This window comes from Nocardia pseudovaccinii NBRC 100343, from assembly GCF_001613225.1.
In the GTDB taxonomy this organism is placed as follows: domain Bacteria; phylum Actinomycetota; class Actinomycetes; order Mycobacteriales; family Mycobacteriaceae; genus Nocardia; species Nocardia pseudovaccinii.
Map to the genome: position 1 here is coordinate 1 of NZ_BDBY01000134.1, position 20106 is coordinate 20106.

Sequence of the window (20106 nt, forward strand, 5' to 3'; positions counted from 1 at the left end):
CCGACCGAAAGCCTCACTGGCCGGGACGAATCCGGCGCTCACCGGTCCGGAATCGGCGAGCGCGGAAAGATGTTCGCGGGCCGCACGCATGGTCGGCCGCTCGGCGGGATCCGGGCTGAGCAGATCCAGTAGGAAGTCGGTTGCGGGGCCAGCGTGCCGAGGTTCGCTCACCTGGCCGTTCGCCGCGGCGTAGAGCACGGCGAGCGGGTTGGCGCTGGCACCGTACGGTGGTTCGCCCTCGAGAGCATGGAAAAGCGTTGCGCCCAAGGCGAATACGTCGGCGGCCGGGGTCGGGTCGGCGCCGCGCGCGACCTCCGGTGCGAGATAGGCGGCAGTACCGCAGATCAGACCGGTCTCGGTGAGGGTGACGTCACCGGTGGCGCGGGAGATGCCGAAGTCGGTGATCTTCACCGTGCCGGTGTCGTCGAGCAGGATATTGCCCGGCTTGACATCGCGGTGCACAATTCCGGCGTGATGTGCGGCGATGAGCGCCGCGGCGACCTGTTCGCCGATCCGCGCGACCTGGGTCAGCGGCAGCATCCCCTGCGCGGAGATCACTCCCGCCAGACTCTTCGACTTCAGATATTCCATCACCAGGCACGGGTCGCCGTTGTGCTCGGTGATATCAAAAACGACGATCGCATTCGGATGCTGAAACCGCGCCGCATTGCGGGCTTCGCGGATCGCGCGCTGTCGCACCACGTCGCGCTCGGCTTCGGGCAGGCTGGGTTTGATGTGGATCTGCTTCACCGCGACCGAGCGCTGCAGGCGTTCGTCGACGGCACGCCAAACCACACCCGTGCCGCCGCTACCAATCCGCTCGACCAGGCGGTAGTGCTCCGCGATCAATTGACCGGTATCGATGGCGCCTACTCCGAACCTTCTCGAAATCGTGACATCACGCGTATTGACCATCAACGCGTTCCGCCGACGAGTGTAGCGGGGCGCGATCCTCGGCACGCGGCAGCGGGGGTATATTCGCCGCCCACACGCGCCGAACGCTGATGCCGTGCTGATTCGACAGTGACGCTCAATGTCTTGCACGCAGCATACGGCCTGCGGCCTCCACGGCCGGACCCGAGCTGTTCGCATCGCTGACGAATACGGCGAAGGCCAGGTCACCGTCGATGCCGACGAACCAGCCGTGGGCGTGCTTGTCATCGATGTACTCGGCGGTGCCGGTCTTGCCGACCAGGCCCGGTATATCGCGCAGTGCGGTGGCGGTGCCGCCGGTAATGGTCTCGCGCATCATGGTTTTCAGCTGCTCATCGGTGGTCGGCGGCAGCGGCGCCGGGATGTGATCGGCCACGCCGGGCTGCCCGTTCACGACCATCGGCAGGGGCATCGATCCGCGCGCGATGGATGCGGCGACCAGCGCCATACCGAACGGTGAGGCCGTCACCTTGCCCTGGCCGATACCGGACTCGACGCGCAGCGCCGGGGTGTCCGCGGTCGGCACCTTGCCGGTGACGGTGGTCAGACCGGGTGTGACGAAGTCGATGCCGAGGCCGAGTTGTGCCGCGGCATCGGTGAGGCCGTTCGGTGCGAGGTTCGCCGCGAGCTGGCCCATGGTGGTGTTGCAGGACTGGGCGAAGGCCGTGTGTAGCGGGACATTGCCGAGGTCGAAGTTGTTGTCGTTGGGGATGCGGCGGCCCTCGATATTCGCGGTGGCCGGGCACGGCAGCACGGTGTCGGGTGTCACAGCGCCGGATTGCAGAGCGGCCGAGACCGTGACGGTCTTGAAGGTCGAACCCGGCGGGTACAGGCCGGTGAGCGCGATCGGTCCCTGCGCGTCGGCGGCCGCGTTCTGCGCGACGGCGAGCACCTTTCCGGTGGAGGGTTGCATTGCGACGATCGCGGCGGGCTGGGTGATCGGCGTCAACGCGCTCTCCGCGTAGCGCAGCAGATCGGTGTCGAGTGTGGTCACGATATCCGCCGTGGGTTTCGGATCCTGACCGGCGACGCGTTCGGTGCCGTCGGCGGTCTGCGCTCGCACCGCCCAGCCTGCCGAAGCGTCGGCTGAGCTCTGCCACAGGTCGGCGAGGCCGGACAGCACCGGTGACGCGAGGGATTTGTCGGTCGCGAGCAGGCGCGTCTGCGGCGCGAGGGTGACGCCAGGGACTGCGGCCAGCGCCGTCTGGATCGGGGCGATATCAGCGTCGCGAAGGGTGACCGCGGTGATCGACTTGCCCTGGGCCGCAGCCAGATCCGATTGCAGCGACTGTGCGGTGATGTCGGCGGCGACGGGAGCGAGCACCGCGGCGAGCGCGGCGGTATCGGCACCGGGAGCGACGTTCACCAGGGTGACCACCTGCTGGGTCATCAACTCACCGCCCGATGACTCCAGAATGCGCGCGGGCTTCGGATAGGTGGTGGCGTAGCTCAGCGGGCCTAGGGCGAGACCGGGTGCGATGGTATTGGGATCCCATTTGATCTTCCAGCCGTCGCCGGAATCGCCTGCGGAACCGTTGGTGGTGTAGCTCCACTCGTTCTTGCCGAACTTCCAGGTGGCGGCGAGGGTGAAGGAGTTCTTGTCCGCGCTGCGAACCTCGTATTTCACATCTTTGCCGAGTCCGTCGTAGAGCTTGCCCAGCGCATCCGATGCGGTGGTCGGGTCGTCGGTGAGTGCGGCGGCCGCGGCGATGTCGTCGCGGCTGAGCGCATCGGCGAACTGCCCGGCGACGGTGTCGGGCTGGGCCCGCCCTGGGCTGCAACCACTCAGGGCGAGGGCGGAGGCTGCGAACAGAACGAGAAGATTCCGGTAAGCACGCACCCGGCCGACTCTAGTGCCGGACCGCAACGAGCCTCGGTAACCCGCATGGTGCGGATTTCAGGCGAGCCAGGGCCCCTGGGCGAGAGCGCTGGCATCGGGTTCGGACAGGTCGATGTCGAAGACCTCGGTGAGGATTTTCGGAAGTTCGGCGAGTTCGAGTTCGCGGGTTTCGCTGGAGCCGTTCGGATATTCGGTGATGAGGGTGAGGTTGTCCAGTACGTGATGGACGTCGGGGAGGAAGCGCTGCACGAACGGCCGGGCGGTGAACGGTGAGCGCGGCGAGGTGGAGACGAAGTGGTTGCCGACCGCGAAATCGATGCGGTACTGCGGGTTCAGCGTGAAGGTGTAGCGGTCGATCCAGCCGTCGCGGCCGAATTGGTGCAGCACCCACAGATCGCTGTCGAGTTCGCCGGTGGTGTGTTCGAGCCGGAAGCGCCAGTCGCCGAGGCTGAATTCACCGCCCTCGACCAGTTCATAGGGTGCGAGCGGTCCGGAGCCGAACCCGACATCGCAGATCCAGACGCGATCGTCATCGCCGGTGGTGACGCGCAGCAGGGCGTGGGTGGCCGGGCGCAGACCCTCGGACACGCCCATGGTGACCCGGCCGCTGAGACCGGTCACCCCGAAGCCGAGCCGTTCCAGCGCCGCGGCGAACAGGCCGACGTTCTCGTAGCAGTAGCCGCCGCGCCGGTGCCGGATCATCTTGTCCTGCAAGGATTCCAAATCCAGCGGCACGGGGCGGCCGAGAATGGATTCCAGGTTCTCGAACGGGATCGTGGTGGTGTGCGCGTGGACGAGGGCGCGCAGGGTGGCCAGCGTCGGGGTTCGGTCGCCGGTGTAGCCGATGCGGGCCAAGTACGCGTCGAGGTCCAATTCCGCGCCACTCCAGTGGTAAGCGGGGTCATTCGGCTTCATTGCACCTCTCCTTGTATCCGGTCCTGTCCGAATGAACCACACCGCACCGACAGGTGTTCCCTAGGCGGCGCATTTGGCGTTCGGCGGGGCCGGGGGCGCGGTCTCGATGCCGCGGGCAACGTCGACCAGATAGTCGCGGTCGGGTCCGTCGACGGGTTCGGTGCCGAGCAGCAGACGCTCGACCACGCAGCCGCCCTCGAAGTACGCGGGACCGACGCTGTGATCGCCGGGGACCACGGCCCCGTTCAGATCGCGACCGGTGACGATGGTGTACATCGAGGTGGGTTTGCCCGCGGCGAGCAGTCCGGCTCGCATTTCCAGGGTCGCCGGGTAGGGCACCACATCGTCACCGGTGCCGTGGATGAGGAAGGCGCGTTTCATGCTCATCCGTGCGGCAAGGAGAACGGGCGAACGTTCGGCATAGGCCTGCGGGCAGACCGTCGGGGCGCAGCCGACCGCATCGCGTTCGATCTGGCCGGGCAGTGCGGGATCGACGTCCGCCGACGCGAGCCACATGGTGAAATCGTCCGCGGGGCCGTAATTGTCGACCCAGTAGTCGAAGAGTCCCCGCGGACCGTGCGCCACCGCGAGTCCGCTCATGGTGCCGCCCTGACTCCAGCCCCACAGCACGGTGCGGCCGATCGTCGGATGCTCGTTCTTGTACCACTGGGTGGCGGTGACGATATCGCGCCAACCCGCCCACAGATTCCAGTCGCCGGTCCGCCAGACACTGGTCGCGCTGCGGGCGTCCATGGACAGGATGGGGGTCGCGGTGCGGCGGGCGATCGAGGTCAGATATTCGGCGTAGTCGGCGGAGGTGCCGTCGTGGCCATGGACCGCGACGACCAGATCACGCGGCGTCGGATCACCCGCCGCGCAGCGATGCGGTTCGTATACCCGGCCGGTGGCGTCCTCGCCGTCCACTGTCAGGGTCACCGGTCGCACGTCCACTCGGACCGCGCAGTCCGGCTCGGCCGAAACGGGTGGTGCGACAAGGCTTGTCGTCGACACCGCGGCGAACAGCGCACAGCCGAGCGTCAGCAGTAGGTGTCTCATGCTGGAATGATGACATGCGGCTATCGCGGTCCGGTCGCGGTGCCGGAGCGAGTCGCGACGAAAACCGCGCCGAGTACCGCGGCCGCGCCGACGATACCGGCGAAGGTGGTCGCGCCCGCGGGCAAACCGATTGCGTCACTGAGAAATCCGGCCGACAGCGGAAGTACCGCGGCGGGCAGGTATCCGCCGACGTTCTGGGCGGCATTGGCCTCGGCGAGCCGATCGGCGGGCACGCTCGCGCTGATGGCCGTGAGACCGCCGAACTGGCCCATGCCCTGGCCGATGCCCGCGAGGATCGCGGCGGCGGCGAAGAACGCGATCGATGACAGCCGCAGCGCCGCGAGCAGGGTGATCATGCTGAGCAGGGTGGCCGCTGTACCGCCGAGCAGGATCGTGCGCAGACACAGTCGCCGCACCGCGAATTGGATGCCGGTGGCGCCGAGGAACATGACGAAGGCCAGGCCGCCCGCAAGCACGCGGTTGGTCGCGCCCAAGAGGTTCGACAGCAGCGAGGGGCCGAGTGAGAGCACGAATGATGTCGCGGTAATACCCGGCGCGAACACCGCGATGCCGAGCAGCACGGCTGTGCGTCCGCCCGGTGCGACCGCGGGGATGCGGATCCATGGGCCACGTCCGCGCGCGCCCTTGGGCAGGTCGAGCCGTGCGACGACCGCGAAAGCCGTAGCAAGCAAGACGATTTCGACGACGAAAATAGTGACCGTCGGGCCGGGAACGAGCTGTGACAGCAGACCCGCCAGCAACGGACCGAAGCCCGCGCCGAGCACCATGGCCGATGAGGCCGCAAGTGCGGCAAGGCGTTTGCGCTCCGGGCCGCCGATATCGGTCACCGCCGCCATCCCCGCCGAGACGGCCGCGCCGACCGCTAGTCCGGTGAGCAGGCGCGCGATCGCCAGCATCGCGACCGAATTCGCGGTGGCGAACAGGACGCAGGCGAGCATCGCGAGAAGCACCGCGGGCAGCAGCACGGGCCTGCGGCCGATGCGGTCCGAGACAACACCCGCGACCAGCAGCGCACCTAGCAAACCGACGATGTAGCAGGCGAATACAGCGGTCAACGTGCCCGAGGAGAAGCCGATCCGGTGCTGCCACACGACATACAGCGGGGTCGGCGCATTCGAGAGCACGAAGACCGCGAGCACGGGCCACGCCGCCAGCCACACCGCGCCGTCGCGCCGTACCTCGGCTTCCGATTTCGCCGTTAGTGTCGCCACCTCAACCTCCTAGTTCGAAAATTCTCGTACCGGTACGACGGAGATCGAACTTAACACCTAGTACGATATAAGTCGAACTAAGAAATTCGCGATTCGCAGGAGAGCCGATGCCATCGACCGACACCGTCGCGACCACGCTGCCCGAGCCGCAACGTGCCGAACTGCGGCTGGAGGATGTGCTCGGCGTGCTCAGCGATCCACTGCGGCTGAGCATGGTGCGGAAACTGCTGCTCGAATCCCCCGAGGCCGATCGCTCGTGCGGCTGGTTCGATATCGATCGGCCGAAATCGACACTGACGCACCATTTCCGGGTGCTGCGCGAGGCCGGTGTCACCCGGCAGCGGCAGTACGGACTGGAGCGCCGCAGCCGGGTGCGGGTCGAAGATCTGGACGCCCGTTTTCCGGGGTTGCTCGATCTGGTGCGCGCCTGGCAGCCGACGTAATTCGGCGGTGTTTCGGGGGCAGGCGTGTCCCGGTGGGTTCTGCTACCGTGCGCGATGTCGATCCAGAGTTCGGGCCCGTCTGTCGTCCGAACCTCGTTCCGGGGAGTTTCCATGGCCTTCTTGAACCGTCTCATCAGCAATGCGACCAATATCGGTCGCCTGATGGATCTGATGGACAAGGCCCCGCAGTGGCGAGCGCAGTTGCTGGCCAAGAAGAACGAGCTGCGCGGCGGTTCGTTCCGGGACGCGAGCATGGGCATGTGCGCACTCGTCGCGGCGGCCGACGGCACCATCGATCCCGCCGAGCGCATGCGGGTGGCCGGACTCATCGGCTCCGATCCGGTGCTGCAGAACTTCCCGACCGATGAATTGCGTGACCTGTTCGAGGACAACTGCAATCGGCTGGTCGGCGATCCGGCATTCGGGCGGGCACATGTGCTGCAGCAGATCGGCAAGGCGGCGGGGAAGCCGACCGAGGCGCATGCGGTCGTCCAGATCGGCATCATGATCGGCAATGCGGACGGGAATTTCGATCAGAACGAGATCGCGGCGGTACGGGAGGCCTGCCAGGCGCTGGGGGTGGATCCGCAGCAGTTCGGCATCTGACCGCTAGTATTCGCATATGCGTTCGATTGATGCGGCGGAGCGGCGGGCCCGGCTGGCACAGCGGCATCGGCTGACACCAGCGTGTCGCACCGATGACGTTGCCGATATCGTCCGATCCCTCGTCGTCCTGCATGCGACCGATCCAGCGACCGTGTACCTGTCAGTGGGCGCGCGCAGTCTCACCGCTGAGCCCGCACATGTCGAGAAGGCGCTGTACGACGATCGGACGCTGCTGCGCCTGCTGGCGATGCGGCGCACGATGTTCATCGCACCGGTCGAGTTGTTGCCGGTATTGCAGGCGTCGTGCGCGGATGCGTTGGCGGAGAAGCAACGTCGCACCTACGGCAGGTTCATCGAGCAGGCCGGTGTGGTCGACGGGGATGTGCGCGCGTGGCTGGCCGATGTCGAAGACGAAACGCACAAAGCGCTCTTGGCGCGCGGGGCGGCGACCGGCGCGCAGCTGAGCAAGGACGTGCCCCGCCTGCGCACGCAGGTGAATCCCGCTCCGGACAAGGCATATTCGCGCCCCACCAGCATTACCACCTGGGTGCTCGTGATCCTCGGTGTCGAGGGGCGCATCGTGCGCGGTCGGCCGAACGGGAGTTGGACGAGCAGCCAATACACCTGGGCGCCGATAGAAACCTGGCTGCCGCAGGGTGTTGCGGCCATGCCCGCCGATGCGGCACGCGCCGAACTCGTCCGGCAGTGGCTCTATGCCTTCGGGCCCGCGCCGATCACCGATATCAAGTGGTGGACCGGCTGGACACTCGCGGAGGTTCGCAAGGCCCTCGGCCAACTCGATGTGGTGGAGGTCGATCTCGACGGCACCACCGGTCTGCTACTCGCCGACGACCAGGACCCGACCCCCGAGTCCGAACCCTGGGCTGCCCTGCTCCCCGCACTCGACCCGACCCCCATGGGCTGGCAGTCTCGCGACTGGTACCTCGGCCCTCACGCTTCAAATCTCTTCGACCGCAACGGAAACGTCGGTCCCACCATCTGGTGGAACGGGCGCATAGTCGGCGGCTGGGCCCAGCGCAAAGACGGCGAAATCGTCTACCGCCTGCTGGAAGACATCGGCTCCGAAGCGGAATCTCGCATCGAAGCCGAAGCCGCCCGCATCACCGCCTGGTACGGCGAAGTTCGCGCCATTCCTCGCTTCCGCACGCCGTTGGAACGCGAACTCACCGTCTGACGGTTACATGTCCAAGCCGAGGTCGAGGACGCGCACCGAGTGGGTCAGTGCGCCGACGGCCAGGTAGTCGACGCCGGTGCGGGCGTAGTCGGCAGCGTCGGTGAGGGTCAGACCGCCGGAGGATTCGAGTTTGGTGGTGGGGGCCTGGGCGTTGCGCCGTTGGACGGCGGCTTGGGTTTGCCAGAGGGGGAAGTTGTCGAGCAGGACCAGTTCGACGTTTTCGGCCAGGACGGCGTCCAGTTGTTCGAGGCTGTCCACTTCGACCTCGCAGGCGATATCGGGGGCGAGCTCGCGCACCGCGCGGAGGGCGGCGACCACCGAACCCGCGGCTACCACGTGATTATCCTTGATCAGGGCGGCATCGCCGAGGCCCATGCGGTGGTTGACGCCACCGCCGACGCGGACCGCGTATTTCTGCAGGGCACGCAGGCCGGGCAGGGTTTTGCGGCTGTCGCGGATGCGGCAGTCGGTGCCCGCGACCTCGTCGACCCAGGCGGCGGTGGCGGTCGCGATGCCGGACAGGTGGCAGACCAGGTTGAGCATGGTGCGTTCGGCGGTGAGCAGGCCGCGGGTCGGCGCGACCAGCCCCAGCACCGACCGGCCCGGCTCGACCCGGGTGCCGTCGGCGACCCGGTCGGTGATTTCGTAGTTGCCCGCACCGATCACCTCGTCGAGCACGAGCAGGCCGATATCGAGCCCCGCCACCGTGCCCGGCTGGCGCGAAACCACCGACGCCTTCACCGCAGCATCGGCGGGAACCGTTGCCGCCGTGGTGATATCGGGGCCGTAGCGCAGATCCTCATCCAGTGCGGTGCGAATCAGAGCCAGCACCTCGTCACGATCCAGGCCGGTATCCAGTCCCATCAGTGCACTCCTCGTCGTACTGCCCGCGTCGCTCGCGAGCGATTCTCGAATCGCCGGGTGATCGTGCCGCTTGCACTTCGTTCCGCCGCCCGCCGAAACGGTGACCTCTTGTCGGGCTTTGCCACACCAGCCAGATCGGGGCTCATGACGCGCTGGGGATGGCGTCTTGGGTCCAGTCGGCGAGGTCGAGGCCGTCGGGGGCCGGGACCGGATGGCCTTCGGGGCCAAGACGTACCGCGCGACTGCGGCGTTGGTGATCGTCGGGGGTCGGGTGGTCGGAGCGGGTGTGCGAGCCGCGGCTTTCGGCGCGGGCTGCCGCGGAGAGCAGGAGCACCTGGGCGGTGAGGGTGAGGGCCGCGTCTTCGAACGCGGTGATGCGTTGTGCCGCAGCCGCACCGTTGAGGTCTTCGGTGTCGTGCGACGCCGCACCGGTGCTCACCGCACCGCTGCTGTTCAGCGCCGAGAGCTCGATCGCCGCACCCGTCAATCGCTGTTTGGCAGTGGCCAACTCGGCACGCAAGCGACTCGCCGCACTGTGCGACACCGCATCTCGCAACCGAACGGCAGCCTCGGCCAGCCCGGCGGCATCGCGAACCACAGAGGCATGCGAGGTCATCGACTGCTGCACCAAGGCTCGGGCGGCGCGCGGAATGGTGTGGAAGGACACATCCGTCACGTGCGCTTCCTCGCCGAGACGTTCGGCGGCGGCCACCCCGGCCCGTTCACCGACCACAAGCCCCTCGAGCAGACTGTTCGAGGCCAGGCGGTTGGCACCGTGCAGTCCGGTACGCGCCACCTCACCCGCGGCATACAGACCGGGAACCGCGGTCCGGCCGTGGGTGTCGGTCACGACCCCGCCGCATTGATAGTGCGCGGCAGGTGCGACCGGAATGAGATCGGCATGCGGGTCGATCCCGGCGGCCAGGCAGGATGCGGTGATCGTCGGGAACCGTTGCGGGAAGCTGCCGATCGCTCGGGCGTCGAGATAAACGTGATCGGTGCCGAGGGCGCGCATCCGTGCGGCGATCGCACGCGACACCACATCGCGCGGTGCCAGATCACCGCGTGGGTGCACACCCGCGGTCACCGAATTCCCTTCGGAATCGACGAGTATCGCGCCTTCGCCGCGGACCGCCTCGCTGATCAACGGGCGTCTGCCGAGTCCGCCGGGGGTGTAGAGCACCGTCGGATGGAACTGCACGAATTCGAGATCGGCCACCGTCGCGCCAGCCCAGAGCGCCAGCGCGATGCCGTCGGCGGTCGCGCCCGGCGGATTCGTACTCAGCGCGTACAGCTGACCGAGGCCGCCCGTGGCCAGCAGCACCGCCGGTGCGTGCACGACCCCGAATCCGTTCTCCGACACCGCGATCACACCCTGCACACCGGTCCGCCCGGTGACGACTTCGAGTGCCGCGGCACCGAACAGGACCGGCAGCCCGGCCGCGTTCAACGCGCGCTGCACCTCGGCACCGGTGGCGTCACCTCCGGCGTGGATGATCCGTCGCGTGCTATGACCGCCCTCGCGGGTGCGCGAGATCTGGCCGTCCCGAGCGAGATCGAAGACCGCACCCAGATCGGTCAGTGCGGCGACGGCGGCCTGACCGCCTTCGACAATCGACCGCACCGCCGTCTCGTCACACAGTCCGGCACCCGCCTCTACTGTGTCGCGCATGTGCGATTCCACCGAATCCTCATGCGGCGCGACGACGGCAATGCCACCTTGGGCGTACTGGGTTGCGGTATCCGTCGGGCCGCCCTTGCTGAGGATGAGCACCCGCAACCCGCGCAGCGATGCCGTTCGTGCCGCGGTCAACCCGGCGACGCCCCCGCCGATCACGACCAGATCGGCGGCGGCCTCCCAGTCGATCCGCGGCGCGGAGCTCATGCCTGCGCCTCGCTCGCGCTCGGCTCCGTCATGACCGCCATGGCGGCTGTGTCGATTGTTCGCTCGCTCATGCGCCTCGCCCCATCTCGACCTGGTCGGCAGCGATATCGCTACCGACCACCCCGGCGATCATTCCGCACCGCCACTCCGGACGAGCGCGCAAGTCGCGCTCCGTTCGCGGCCGTTCATTCGCCACCGCCCGGGTTGCCGATTTCGATCATGCGCTGCACCGAATTGCGGGCCAGCGCGGCGGTTTCCAGGTCGACGTGCACCTCGTCGGTGTTCTCCACGAGCGAGCGCAGCAGCGCCGCCGGGGTGATCATCTTCATGTACTTGCAGGACGCGCGATCGTTCACGGCCTGGAAGTCGATGCCGGGGGCGGCCTTGCGCAGCTGGTGCAGCATGCCGACCTCGGTGGCCACCAGGACCTGATTCGACTTCGCGGCCTTTGCGGCGTCGATCATCCCGCCGGTCGACAGAATGTGCACCCGGTCGGCCGGGAACGAGCCCTCGCCCGCGAGGTACAACGCCGAAGTGGCACAACCGCATTCGGGGTGCACGAACAGTTCGGAATCCGGGTGGGTGCGGGCCTGCTCGGTCAGCTCGTCGCCGTTGATCCCGGCGTGTACGTGGCATTCGCCCGCCCAGATGTGCATATTCTCGCGGCCGGTCACCCGCTTGACGTGCGCGCCGAGGAACTGATCCGGCAGGAACAGCACCTCGCGGCCGGGATCGATGGATGCGACCACATCGACAGCATTCGAGGAGGTGCAGCAGATATCGGTGAGCGCCTTCACCGCGGCCGTGGTGTTCACATACGAGACGACCACCGCATTCGGGAATTCGGCCTTCCAGGCCCGCAATTCGTCGGCGGTGATGGAATCGGCCAGGGAACAGCCCGCCCGCTGGTCCGGAATGAGCACGGTCTTCTCGGGGCTGAGGATCTTGGCCGTCTCGGCCATGAAGTGCACACCGCAGAACACGATGGTGTCCTCGGGCGCCTCGGCCGCGATGCGGGACAGCGCCAGCGAGTCACCGACATGGTCGGCCACATCCTGGATCTCGGGCAACTGGTAGTTGTGCGCGAGAATCGTCGCGTTGCGCTCCCTGGCGAGGCGCTTGACCTCGGCCGCCCACTCCGGTGTGGCCTCGACACCGGAGAATCCGGTCGGACCGTCGACTACCTGTCCCATCAGCGGGGGCGCCAGCTTCACACCCGTCGTCGCCATGATGGCTCCTCTCCTCGTGCGCTCGGCCCTTGTGCCTTTTCACATGCCAGCCGATTCGCACCAAACCAGGTTTTCGACTTATAATCGAAAACGTGGCCCATAGTAGCACCATCCACGAAACACTCACCGCGGTGTTCCAGGTTCGGCGCTTCCCCGACGACATCACCGCAGGTAGCAGCCCTGCGCGCATGACAGATGAGCTGATTCGGCCATGTCCGCCCGGTCAGCGGACCGAACTCGCGGTGCTGCTGTGGGAGCGGGCACTCGACCCGCAGAAGGGCACCTGGTCGCTACCCGGCGGACGGCTGCGCGACGACGAAGATCTCAATGTCTCGGCCCGTCGCCAGCTCGCCGAGAAGGTCGATGTGCGCGAGCTTGCGCATCTGGAGCAGCTGTCGGTATTCAGCAATCCGGACCGGGTGCCCACACCACGGCGGATCGCCTCGGCCTATCTGGGGCTGGTGCCGCTGACCGCGGACCCGCAGCTGCCCTCGGACACCACGTGGCATCCGGTTTCCCAGCTGCCGCGCATGTCGTTCGATCACGGCACGGTCGTCGAACACGCGCGCACCCGGCTCGCCGCGAAGCTCTCCTACACCAATATCGCCTTCGCGCTGGCACCTGAGCGATTCACCATGTCCACGCTGCGCGAAATCTACTGCGCCGCGCTCGGTTACGAGGTCGACACGACGAATCTGCAGCGAGTTCTCACCCGCCGCAAGGTGATCACGCCGACCGGCGCGACCGCATCCCCCGGCCGGGCGGGTGGGCGTCCCGCGGCGGTCTATCGGTTCACCGACTCCGAAATCCGAGTCACCGACGAATTCGCCGCACTGCGCCCACCCACCTGACCTCCCGCGATCGCCTGCCCCACGATCGCCCCTGCCCAGTTCGGCGACCGCTCCCCCGAAGCGATCGCCGAGCTCGAAATGGACTGTGCCGTGGCCACTGCCATAGGGGCCACGGCATCCGAGCGCGCCCTGGTCACCATCGACCAGGGCACTCCCCTTCTACTCGGACAGCCCGCCGGGCACCCCCAGGTGCCCGGAGCTCAAAAAGCACACCGGCCAGAGGCATGGGAATGCCGACTCCACTGCCGCCGATATCCAGGGCATTGCTCTCCCCTCCGAATCGCTGAATCCTTCTGGTGATTCGCGGAGTCGAGACCGAAATCCAGCTCCGCGCTTCGAACAACTCACACCGTAGGCAGCGATCGCTCCGACCGGTACGGGATGCTGGGCAGAGTCGCCGAATATGGCTGGTCACAGTCGGATACGAGTTATCCGGACCGGAAGCCGGTCGCCTTTTCATCGTTTCGGAGCGGATGAATGCTCGTGCCAGTGCACAGTGAAAGCCCTGTGGCAGAACTACTTTCGTGGCTGTTCGACGACATTGTCACAAACCGGTTGCTCACCGGATGCGCACTGCCGGAATCGGACTCCGAGGGGCATCGGCTCGCCTGATCCCTGTTCCCGCCAATAACAGAAAGACCCCGTCTCCACATGCCTTCGCAGGTGAAAACGGGGTCACACGGGTCGCGACATCAATCCCGCTCCCGCCCCTTATGCTTCGCCTTCCGCCGATACCGCCGCGCACTGGGAATCGGCTGCGCAGCACTGGACCGGCGCAACGCATCCCGCCGCCGCCACGCCACCAGATCCGCCCGCTCCGACTTCTCCACCTCCGGAACCAGCACCCTCTGCCCATGCCTGGTCAGCACATCCTCGCTCATCGCCACCTCCTTCCCATGCTCGACCATGTGCGCCAACGGTATCCGCGCCCCCAGCACCGCCACCACCGATTTTTCACCCGCACGGCGGTGCGTACCGAGAGCTGCGGCGCATGGTCCCGCCACGCCCGCGGAGTCGGCACTCCACGGGATGACATCGCAGATGCGGTCCACGGCGTGCTGAAGGTCCAGATCCCATATCGGATGCCACCCGGCCCGCTCGCGGTCATCAGGAACGCACCCGCGGGGCAGAATGCCGACTTCCGCCCAACTGGCACCGTTGTGGCGAGCGGATACCGCATGTATTGAGACTCTGGCACACATTCCGTGATCATCGGCCGCTGCGGTCCGCCCGCGAAACACTACTGGACAAGCGATCACGTGGAACTGACGGCGGCACTCTCTCGGCCGATGCCGCCGCCGATTCCACGTGATCAGCCGACCAACAACGCGGTACGTGATCTGATGTGGAAGCGAATCCTGGTGAGCGAGTGTGTGATCCCATAGGGCGAGTCACGAAATGTGTGCAGATCCTGTATTGATTCATCGGGGCGTCGAGGGTGCCGCTGGATTACTCTTGACGGCCTTCGAATAACTCCGCGCCAGTCATCTGAGCGCCTGCTATCAGCCCAGCAGATGTCAGCGATTCGAGGACTTCGCCTATATCTTCGCCGCGAATAGCGAGCATTTGTGCGAATGAGAATGGTTCGCCGACCATTCCGTCCGGGTAGACGGCCGACCATGTCCCGTCGTCGCGTTGGAGCCAAGACGACGGGACATCGTCGGGTTCCGGGTCGCGCGGCGGCAGCTTCCGCAACTCCTCCGCCAGCCGGGTCAGCTCATCCGGAGACATCATCAGAACCCGAAGCGTGTGCGCGGAGTCGACTGCGGCACAAGCCGTTTGGTGTGGACAAGAAACGTCTTGGCTTGCAACTTGATCGCGCACAGCGTGATCGGGCAGCCGATGTGCTGCTGCATAACTTGGTGCGCGAGTTCGCGGGTCATCTCGGCGCGCGGGTTGTGGTCGAGAAGGTGATCCATGGTCGGCCTTCCAAAGCTGTTGGAGGCACCCAGAACCGGGGCGGAGAGATCGCCACTAGCCAGCGCGCTCCATGTGCGCTTGCCGGTGTGCCCTAGCAGACTGCGGCGGCGGATAGCTGGAGCCTTTCCCGGTTCTGGGTGCGCGTCCAGGGTGTGTCAAGTGCTGAGGCGGGTGCATACCAACATAATGACTTGGGAAAACTGGTCTGAAACACCTGGTCGCGTTGTACAACGCCATCTATGATCGTCGCACTCTGCAACACGCAAATACCTTGGAATGCAACGAGAGGGGGAGACGTGACCGATGACGACGAGTCAGAGGCAGTAGGCAGCACCTTGCCACGCAGGCAGCTCGGCCGGTACCTGAAAGATGCGCGTGAGGGTGCCGGGCTCACTATGGAACGGGCCGCCACGCTCATGGAGTGGAACAAGTCCACGCTGAGCCGTCTGGAACGTGGATTGACCGAAAAGGTCAGAGTCCGTGATGTTTTGGGGCTGTGTGAGGTGTACGGCCTCGATCAAGAGAAGGCCGATGCGGCTAAACAACTGGCCGAGCAGACCCCAGCCCGTTCGTGGTGGCGAAGCTATGGTGACGTCATCGCAGCGAAGTTCAATACGTACGTCGGGTTGGAAGGGGGCGCTAGCGAATTGGCGATCTTCCAGCCGCTGATCGTGCCTGGCATCCTGCAAACCGCGGATTACGCGAGAACCCTTGATAAGCAGTACTTTCCGAACGATTCGGATGACGAACTGGAACGTCGCGTAGCGCTCCGAATACAGCGGCAGCACAGCGTCACGCGCCAGCGTCAGCCGGTGCAACTCTTGGTCATCCTGCATGAGAATGTGTTGCGTACCATCGTCGGCGGGCCGCGCGTAATGGCTGCCCAGTTGCGCCACATCGCGGACCTGAGCACCCGCGAAAACGTCCAGGTGCGAGTCTTGCCGTTCCGTGCAGGCTTTCCCACCGGCATCGTGGTGTCGCAGTTCATCATCATGACGTTTCCCAAGGACAGCAGGGGCAAGCCGGTCGAGCCGACCATAGTGTTTGCCGAGAGCTTCACCGGAGACGTCTACCTTGAAGGCATGGACGACGTGCGTAGGTGTCGTCAGACGTTCCGTAGCCTGCTGGCAGCGACGCTGGATGATCGCCCGAGCAGAGACCTAGTGAGAGAGATAGCAAGGGAGTATGAGCGTGAAAACTGACCTGACCGGGGCGAAGTGGTTCAAGTCCAGCCACAGTTCCGGGGGGAGCGAATGCGTTGAGGTCGCCTTCCTCGATGGGGACATGGTCGGCGTGCGCGACTCCAAGAATCCGACCGGCCCGGCACTGGTCTTCACCCCCGGTGAGTGGGACGCCTTCACCGCTGGCGTGAACGGTGGCGAATTCGAGCGCCCCTGAGAACACAACAAAGCCCGGCACCGTTGGATTTGGTGCCGGGCTTCTCATGTTCTAGGGAACACCAAAGAAACGGCTTACGGCAAGCCCGTGACGCGTCAATACAGCGTCCCCGGCAGGATTCGAATTCGGCGGGCACTTTGCGGCCCGCCTTCCAATTGCTGATGCGCTGAACCGATGCGCCGCCCTTCTGTCCGGGTGCCCGCATCCACGCCTCCGCGACAACCGCTACCCGACGCAACGTCGGATTGCCCGCGGCCTCGAACAGCGCGGCGAATTGTTGTGCGAAAACGGTTCTCGGCGACGGTCGCAGACGTGATTCCATCTGTCCTCTTGCACGTTCCGATAGCGGGAGCGACACCCCCTGGCGTGCAATGAGATTAAGACGATCGCGAGCGCGAGCCTTGATCAGGACATGCGAATACGCAGGTTGAGCTGCTGGAAGAGAGTTCCGGACCGGACGGTCAGGCGGTCTTCATCTGCGGTTGTGGTGGTGGGGCGGCGGTGCGCTGTCCGATGCGTGCCACAGTCCAGAACACCAACTCCACCAACCAGAACAGCCACAGGAATACCTGCACCACGACGACCGGGATCGCCAGGAACAGTATCGAGGGGATCGCGACGAGCAGAAAGCGTGCGATATCACCGAGAGTGGCGCCGCGCAGTCCGCTCCCCGAACGCACTGCGGCCCACATCATCCACCGGCGCGGTACCGATACGTTGAACTCGTGCAGGCAGCGGCGGAACAGGCCGTCCGCGTCGGCGGTGCTCACCTCGTGCGAGCTCCGCAAATAGTCGTGCAGGATGGCGGCGCGGGTGTAGGCGCCGTAGCGGGGTATCAGCCAGACCAATGCCCGTGGCACCGACGCGAAGTCGGTGCGGAAGCCCGCTGGGATGACGAATTCCTGTGTGGCACCGTGATAGACGAGCGGCTCGACGACCCGCCAGAATTTCGCGTCGAGTTCTTCGACCACTGGTCCGCTACCGACGAACGCCACGATCCGTTCCTCTCTGAACGCACAGCGTGTCCTACAATTCTAGGCCGTTCTGGTGCGTCTGTGCCGCCGCGTGGGCAACGGTTCGGATAACGTCAGCGCGCGCGATCCGAACCGGGCGGTCCGAAGCCGCCATACGGCACACCGTAGGGCACCGGCCCGCCGTTCGCAGCGCCACGATACGAATCGGCATTGTCGACGGACGCGAATCCGCTTGCCGCGGTGGAGTATGGCCGCGAATCGCCGAGGGGTCCGCTGAAGCCGGTGCCGAGATCCTCTGTCGGACTGAGCGCAGCGAGGAACAGCACGATCAGCGAGGCGAGCAGCGGTTGCACGAGCAGCGCCAGCCAACTGCCGACGTCCACCGGCAGCCGTACGATCTGGCCGACCGCGGGGTCGTAGGGCATCGGATGTTGCCACTGCATTATCTGCTCGCCGACCTTCGACATCACGTAAGCGCCTGCGCCGGAACCGATCAGCAGCCCCAATTGCAGCAGCGGTCCGCGCACGCGACGCCAACGCCATGCGCCGATCGCCGTCAGCACACCCAGCACCGCGCCGATGCAGACGAAGATCGCCAGCGCGTCGAACTGGTGCACACTCTCCCCGGTCAGGGCCGCACCCTTGGCCGGTACCTCGCCTGCGCGCGCCTTGACCACCAGATACTGCTCGGTTGGTGCCACGAAGGCCCACACCACACCGCCGAGCACGCCGAGCAGCACCACCCCGACCGCGATCAGCGCGGACGCCCGCAGCTCACGCCGCACGCCCGTCATCCGGGCCGATCCCGTCGGCTCGGTGACGACGTCGCCGTATTCGGCCACCACTAGCGGTGTTCCAGATTCTTCGAATCCAGCACGCCGTGCCGCGAGCATTTCGCCCACCAGCCGTCCGGGCTGACCTGCACGATCATGCGCCGACCGCACTGCTCACAGAAGCGCGGCGGCTCCAGTCCCAGTGCCGCGGCGGCCGGGACCGTATCGTCGAGCCCCGGCACGATGCGTTTGCCGGTGAACGGGTTGTAGCGCTCGTCCATATCCATGACAGTACTCACGGCGCCAGCCTCTTTCGTGACCGATTCAGAGTGTTTCGTTGAGCGCCTTGATCGGCATCTTCAGCTCACCGAGCAGATCAAGGTCCGCTTCGGCGGGCCGACCGAGGGTGGTCAGGTAGTTGCCGACGATGACGGCGTTGATACCACCGAGGATGCCCTGCTTGGCGCCGAGGTCGCCGAGGGTGATCTCGCGACCGCCCGCGAAGCGCAGGATGGTGCGCGGCAGCGCGAGCCGGAATGCGGCGACGGCACGCAGTGCGTCGGCGGCGGGCAGCACCTCGAGGTCGCCGAACGGGGTGCCGGGACGCGGGTTGAGGAAGTTCAGGGGTACCTCGTCCGGCTCGAGCTCGGCCAGGTTCGCCGCGAATTCCGCACGCTGCTCCAGGGTTTCGCCCATGCCGAGGATGCCGCCGCAGCAGACCTCCATACCGGCCGCGCGCACCATGCGCAGCGTGTCCCAGCGCTCTTCCCAGGTGTGCGTGGTGACGACGTTCGGGAAGTGCGAACGGGAGGTCTCCAGGTTGTGGTTGTAGCGGTGCACGCCCATGGCGGCGAGCTGGTCGACCTGCTCCTGGGTGAGCATGCCGAGCGAACACGCGACCTGGATGTCGACCTCGTTGCGGATGGCCTCGACACCGGCCGCGACCTGCGCCATCAGCCGCTCGTCCGGACCGCGCACGGCCGCGACGATGCAGAACTCGGTGGCACCGGTCTTGGCGGTCTGCTTGGCGGCTTCGACCAGGCTGGGGATATCGAGCCAGGCGGCGCGCACCGGCGACTGGAACAGGCCCGACTGCGAGCAGAAGTGGCAGTCCTCGGGGCAACCGCCGGTCTTGAGGCTGATGATGCCCTCGACCTCGACCTCGGGACCGCACCACTTCATGCGCACGTCGTGCGCGAGGGCGAGCAGTTCCTCCAGCCGGTCGTCGCCGAGCCGGAGCACCTCGAGGGTCTGCTCCTGCGTCAGGCCTTCGCCGCGCTCGAGCACCTGCTCGCGGGCGGTCGCCAGAATGTCGGTTTGGACGGGTGCCTGGGTCACTGCACGAATCCCTTCGTTCGGCCGAGGTGGCCGTGCAACTTGAACGGTGTTCAGGCTAGGGTAGCGGTAACAAGTGAGTCAAAGCACCTCGGGGAAGGAAACAGCGTGCAGCTGCACCGCGCGGACGTGGTCGACGGCGCCATCGCCATTCTCGACCAGTACGGTCTCGCCGACCTGACCATGCGCAGGCTCGCCGGTTCACTCCAGGTCCAGCCCGGTGCGCTGTACTGGCACTTCCCCAATAAGCAGGCGCTGCTCGGCGCGGTCGCCGACCGGATTCTGGCCCCGATGGAGGATCCGATCGAGGCCGAGGACTGGTCGGGCCAGATCACCGAATTGGCACACCGATTGCGCGGTTGCCTGCTCGCCTATCGCGACGGCGCCGAATTGGTCTCGGCGACCTATGCCTCCCGGCTCACCACGAGCAAGGGCCGGGAACGGCTCGTCGGCGCCGCGATCCGGGGCGGGATGCCACGGCCGGAAGCGGAACTCGCGGCGTACACGCTGCTGTACTACGTGCTCGGACAAACCGTGGACGAACAGTCCAGAATGCAGATGGATTCGGCCGGTGCGCTCACCGACGACGCCTCACCGCTCAACGAAACCCCGGACGCGACAGCGCGTTTCGACTTCGGACTGCAACTGTTCGTCGGC

22 protein-coding genes are annotated in these 20106 nt (G+C 66.3%); 7 read left to right on the forward strand and 15 right to left on the reverse strand.

The annotated features are described in order from the left end of the window. The 5 genes from NP3_RS15940 to NP3_RS15960 all read right to left on the reverse strand — a co-directional run. The coding region (locus tag NP3_RS15940; RefSeq protein WP_245720958.1) for a serine/threonine-protein kinase at positions 1–915 on the reverse strand (915 nt) is incomplete at its 3' end. Between the two features lie 115 nt (positions 916–1030). Continuing rightward, the gene (locus NP3_RS15945) at positions 1031–2773 is read right to left on the reverse strand and encodes a penicillin-binding transpeptidase domain-containing protein (protein ID WP_063042091.1); all 1743 of its coding nucleotides are present in this window, start codon (positions 2771–2773) and stop codon (positions 1031–1033) included. A 57-nt stretch (positions 2774–2830) separates the two neighbouring features. Beyond that, positions 2831–3688, reverse strand: coding sequence for an arylamine N-acetyltransferase family protein (locus NP3_RS15950; RefSeq protein ID WP_063042092.1), 858 nt, complete (start codon positions 3686–3688; stop codon positions 2831–2833). A 60-nt stretch (positions 3689–3748) separates the two neighbouring features. Further along, on the reverse strand, positions 3749–4744 hold the full coding sequence (locus NP3_RS15955; RefSeq protein ID WP_063042093.1) for an alpha/beta hydrolase family protein: 996 nt from the start codon (positions 4742–4744) through the stop codon (positions 3749–3751). A 20-nt stretch (positions 4745–4764) separates the two neighbouring features. Next, positions 4765–5976, reverse strand: a complete 1212-nt coding sequence (locus NP3_RS15960) for an MFS transporter (protein ID WP_063042094.1) — start codon at positions 5974–5976, stop codon at positions 4765–4767. A gap of 107 nt (positions 5977–6083) precedes the next feature. Between NP3_RS15960 and NP3_RS15965 the strand changes: the two genes are divergently transcribed. The 3 genes from NP3_RS15965 (at position 6084) to NP3_RS15975 (ending at position 8220) form a co-directional block, all read left to right on the forward strand. Continuing rightward, positions 6084–6419 (forward strand): ArsR/SmtB family transcription factor, encoded by a 336-nt coding sequence (locus tag NP3_RS15965; RefSeq protein ID WP_063042095.1) that lies wholly within the window; start codon positions 6084–6086, stop codon positions 6417–6419. Positions 6420–6530: 111 nt separating this feature from the next. Further along, positions 6531–7025 carry a tellurite resistance TerB family protein gene (locus NP3_RS15970; RefSeq protein WP_245720959.1) on the forward strand — a complete coding sequence of 165 codons (495 nt, stop codon included), beginning with the start codon at positions 6531–6533 and terminating at the stop codon, positions 7023–7025. A gap of 16 nt (positions 7026–7041) precedes the next feature. After that, positions 7042–8220 carry a winged helix DNA-binding domain-containing protein gene (locus NP3_RS15975; protein ID WP_063042096.1) on the forward strand — a complete coding sequence of 393 codons (1179 nt, stop codon included), beginning with the start codon at positions 7042–7044 and terminating at the stop codon, positions 8218–8220. A 3-nt stretch (positions 8221–8223) separates the two neighbouring features. Here the strand turns inward: NP3_RS15975 and nadC are convergent, their stop codons facing one another. The 3 genes from nadC to nadA form a co-directional block, all read right to left on the reverse strand. Then, positions 8224–9084, reverse strand: a complete 861-nt coding sequence (gene nadC / locus NP3_RS15980; protein ID WP_063042098.1) for a carboxylating nicotinate-nucleotide diphosphorylase — start codon at positions 9082–9084, stop codon at positions 8224–8226. 142 nt (positions 9085–9226) lie between these two features. Then, on the reverse strand, positions 9227–10969 hold the full coding sequence (locus tag NP3_RS15985; RefSeq protein WP_063042100.1) for an L-aspartate oxidase: 1743 nt from the start codon (positions 10967–10969) through the stop codon (positions 9227–9229). A gap of 185 nt (positions 10970–11154) precedes the next feature. Further along, positions 11155–12198, reverse strand: a complete 1044-nt coding sequence (nadA, locus tag NP3_RS15990; RefSeq protein WP_063042102.1) for a quinolinate synthase NadA — start codon at positions 12196–12198, stop codon at positions 11155–11157. A gap of 92 nt (positions 12199–12290) precedes the next feature. On the opposite strand from nadA, the gene NP3_RS15995 reads away from it, so the two are divergent. Beyond that, positions 12291–13049 carry an NUDIX hydrolase gene (locus NP3_RS15995; RefSeq protein WP_063042103.1) on the forward strand — a complete coding sequence of 253 codons (759 nt, stop codon included), beginning with the start codon at positions 12291–12293 and terminating at the stop codon, positions 13047–13049. Between the two features lie 692 nt (positions 13050–13741). Here the strand turns inward: NP3_RS15995 and NP3_RS50425 are convergent. From NP3_RS50425 to NP3_RS16015, 3 genes are all read right to left on the reverse strand, one after another. Continuing rightward, on the reverse strand, positions 13742–14251 hold the full coding sequence (locus tag NP3_RS50425) for a hypothetical protein (protein WP_245720960.1): 510 nt from the start codon (positions 14249–14251) through the stop codon (positions 13742–13744). Positions 14252–14498: 247 nt separating this feature from the next. Continuing rightward, complete coding sequence (locus tag NP3_RS16010; RefSeq protein WP_063042107.1) at positions 14499–14783, reverse strand: hypothetical protein; 285 nt, start codon at positions 14781–14783, stop codon at positions 14499–14501. Further along, positions 14783–14968 carry a hypothetical protein gene (locus NP3_RS16015; protein WP_063042109.1) on the reverse strand — a complete coding sequence of 62 codons (186 nt, stop codon included), beginning with the start codon at positions 14966–14968 and terminating at the stop codon, positions 14783–14785. Before NP3_RS16015 ends, NP3_RS16010 begins: the two co-directional genes overlap by 1 nt. A gap of 297 nt (positions 14969–15265) precedes the next feature. Between NP3_RS16015 and NP3_RS16020 the strand changes: the two genes are divergently transcribed. Then, positions 15266–16171 carry a helix-turn-helix domain-containing protein gene (locus NP3_RS16020; RefSeq protein ID WP_063042110.1) on the forward strand — a complete coding sequence of 302 codons (906 nt, stop codon included), beginning with the start codon at positions 15266–15268 and terminating at the stop codon, positions 16169–16171. Continuing rightward, positions 16161–16367 (forward strand): DUF397 domain-containing protein, encoded by a 207-nt coding sequence (locus NP3_RS16025; RefSeq protein WP_157124345.1) that lies wholly within the window; start codon positions 16161–16163, stop codon positions 16365–16367. Before NP3_RS16020 ends, NP3_RS16025 begins: the two co-directional genes overlap by 11 nt. A 461-nt stretch (positions 16368–16828) precedes the next feature. On the opposite strand, the gene NP3_RS16030 is transcribed toward NP3_RS16025, so the two are convergent. The 4 genes from NP3_RS16030 to bioB all read right to left on the reverse strand — a co-directional run bounded on the left by NP3_RS16030 (position 16829) and on the right by bioB (position 19452). Continuing rightward, positions 16829–17362, reverse strand: a complete 534-nt coding sequence (locus NP3_RS16030; protein ID WP_063042112.1) for a DUF1353 domain-containing protein — start codon at positions 17360–17362, stop codon at positions 16829–16831. Positions 17363–17454: 92 nt separating this feature from the next. Beyond that, positions 17455–18183: a DUF2567 domain-containing protein gene (locus NP3_RS16035; RefSeq protein WP_245720961.1), complete on the reverse strand. Its 729-nt coding sequence runs from the start codon at positions 18181–18183 to the stop codon at positions 17455–17457. Positions 18184–18185: 2 nt separating this feature from the next. Continuing rightward, on the reverse strand, positions 18186–18401 hold the full coding sequence (bsaP, locus tag NP3_RS16040) for a biotin synthase auxiliary protein BsaP (protein ID WP_174566222.1): 216 nt from the start codon (positions 18399–18401) through the stop codon (positions 18186–18188). 37 nt (positions 18402–18438) lie between these two features. After that, positions 18439–19452: a biotin synthase BioB gene (bioB, locus tag NP3_RS16045; RefSeq protein ID WP_063042115.1), complete on the reverse strand. Its 1014-nt coding sequence runs from the start codon at positions 19450–19452 to the stop codon at positions 18439–18441. A gap of 105 nt (positions 19453–19557) precedes the next feature. Between bioB and NP3_RS16050 the strand changes: the two genes are divergently transcribed. Beyond that, a partial coding sequence (locus NP3_RS16050; RefSeq protein WP_063042117.1) for a TetR/AcrR family transcriptional regulator C-terminal domain-containing protein occupies positions 19558–20106 on the forward strand: 549 nt, incomplete at its 3' end.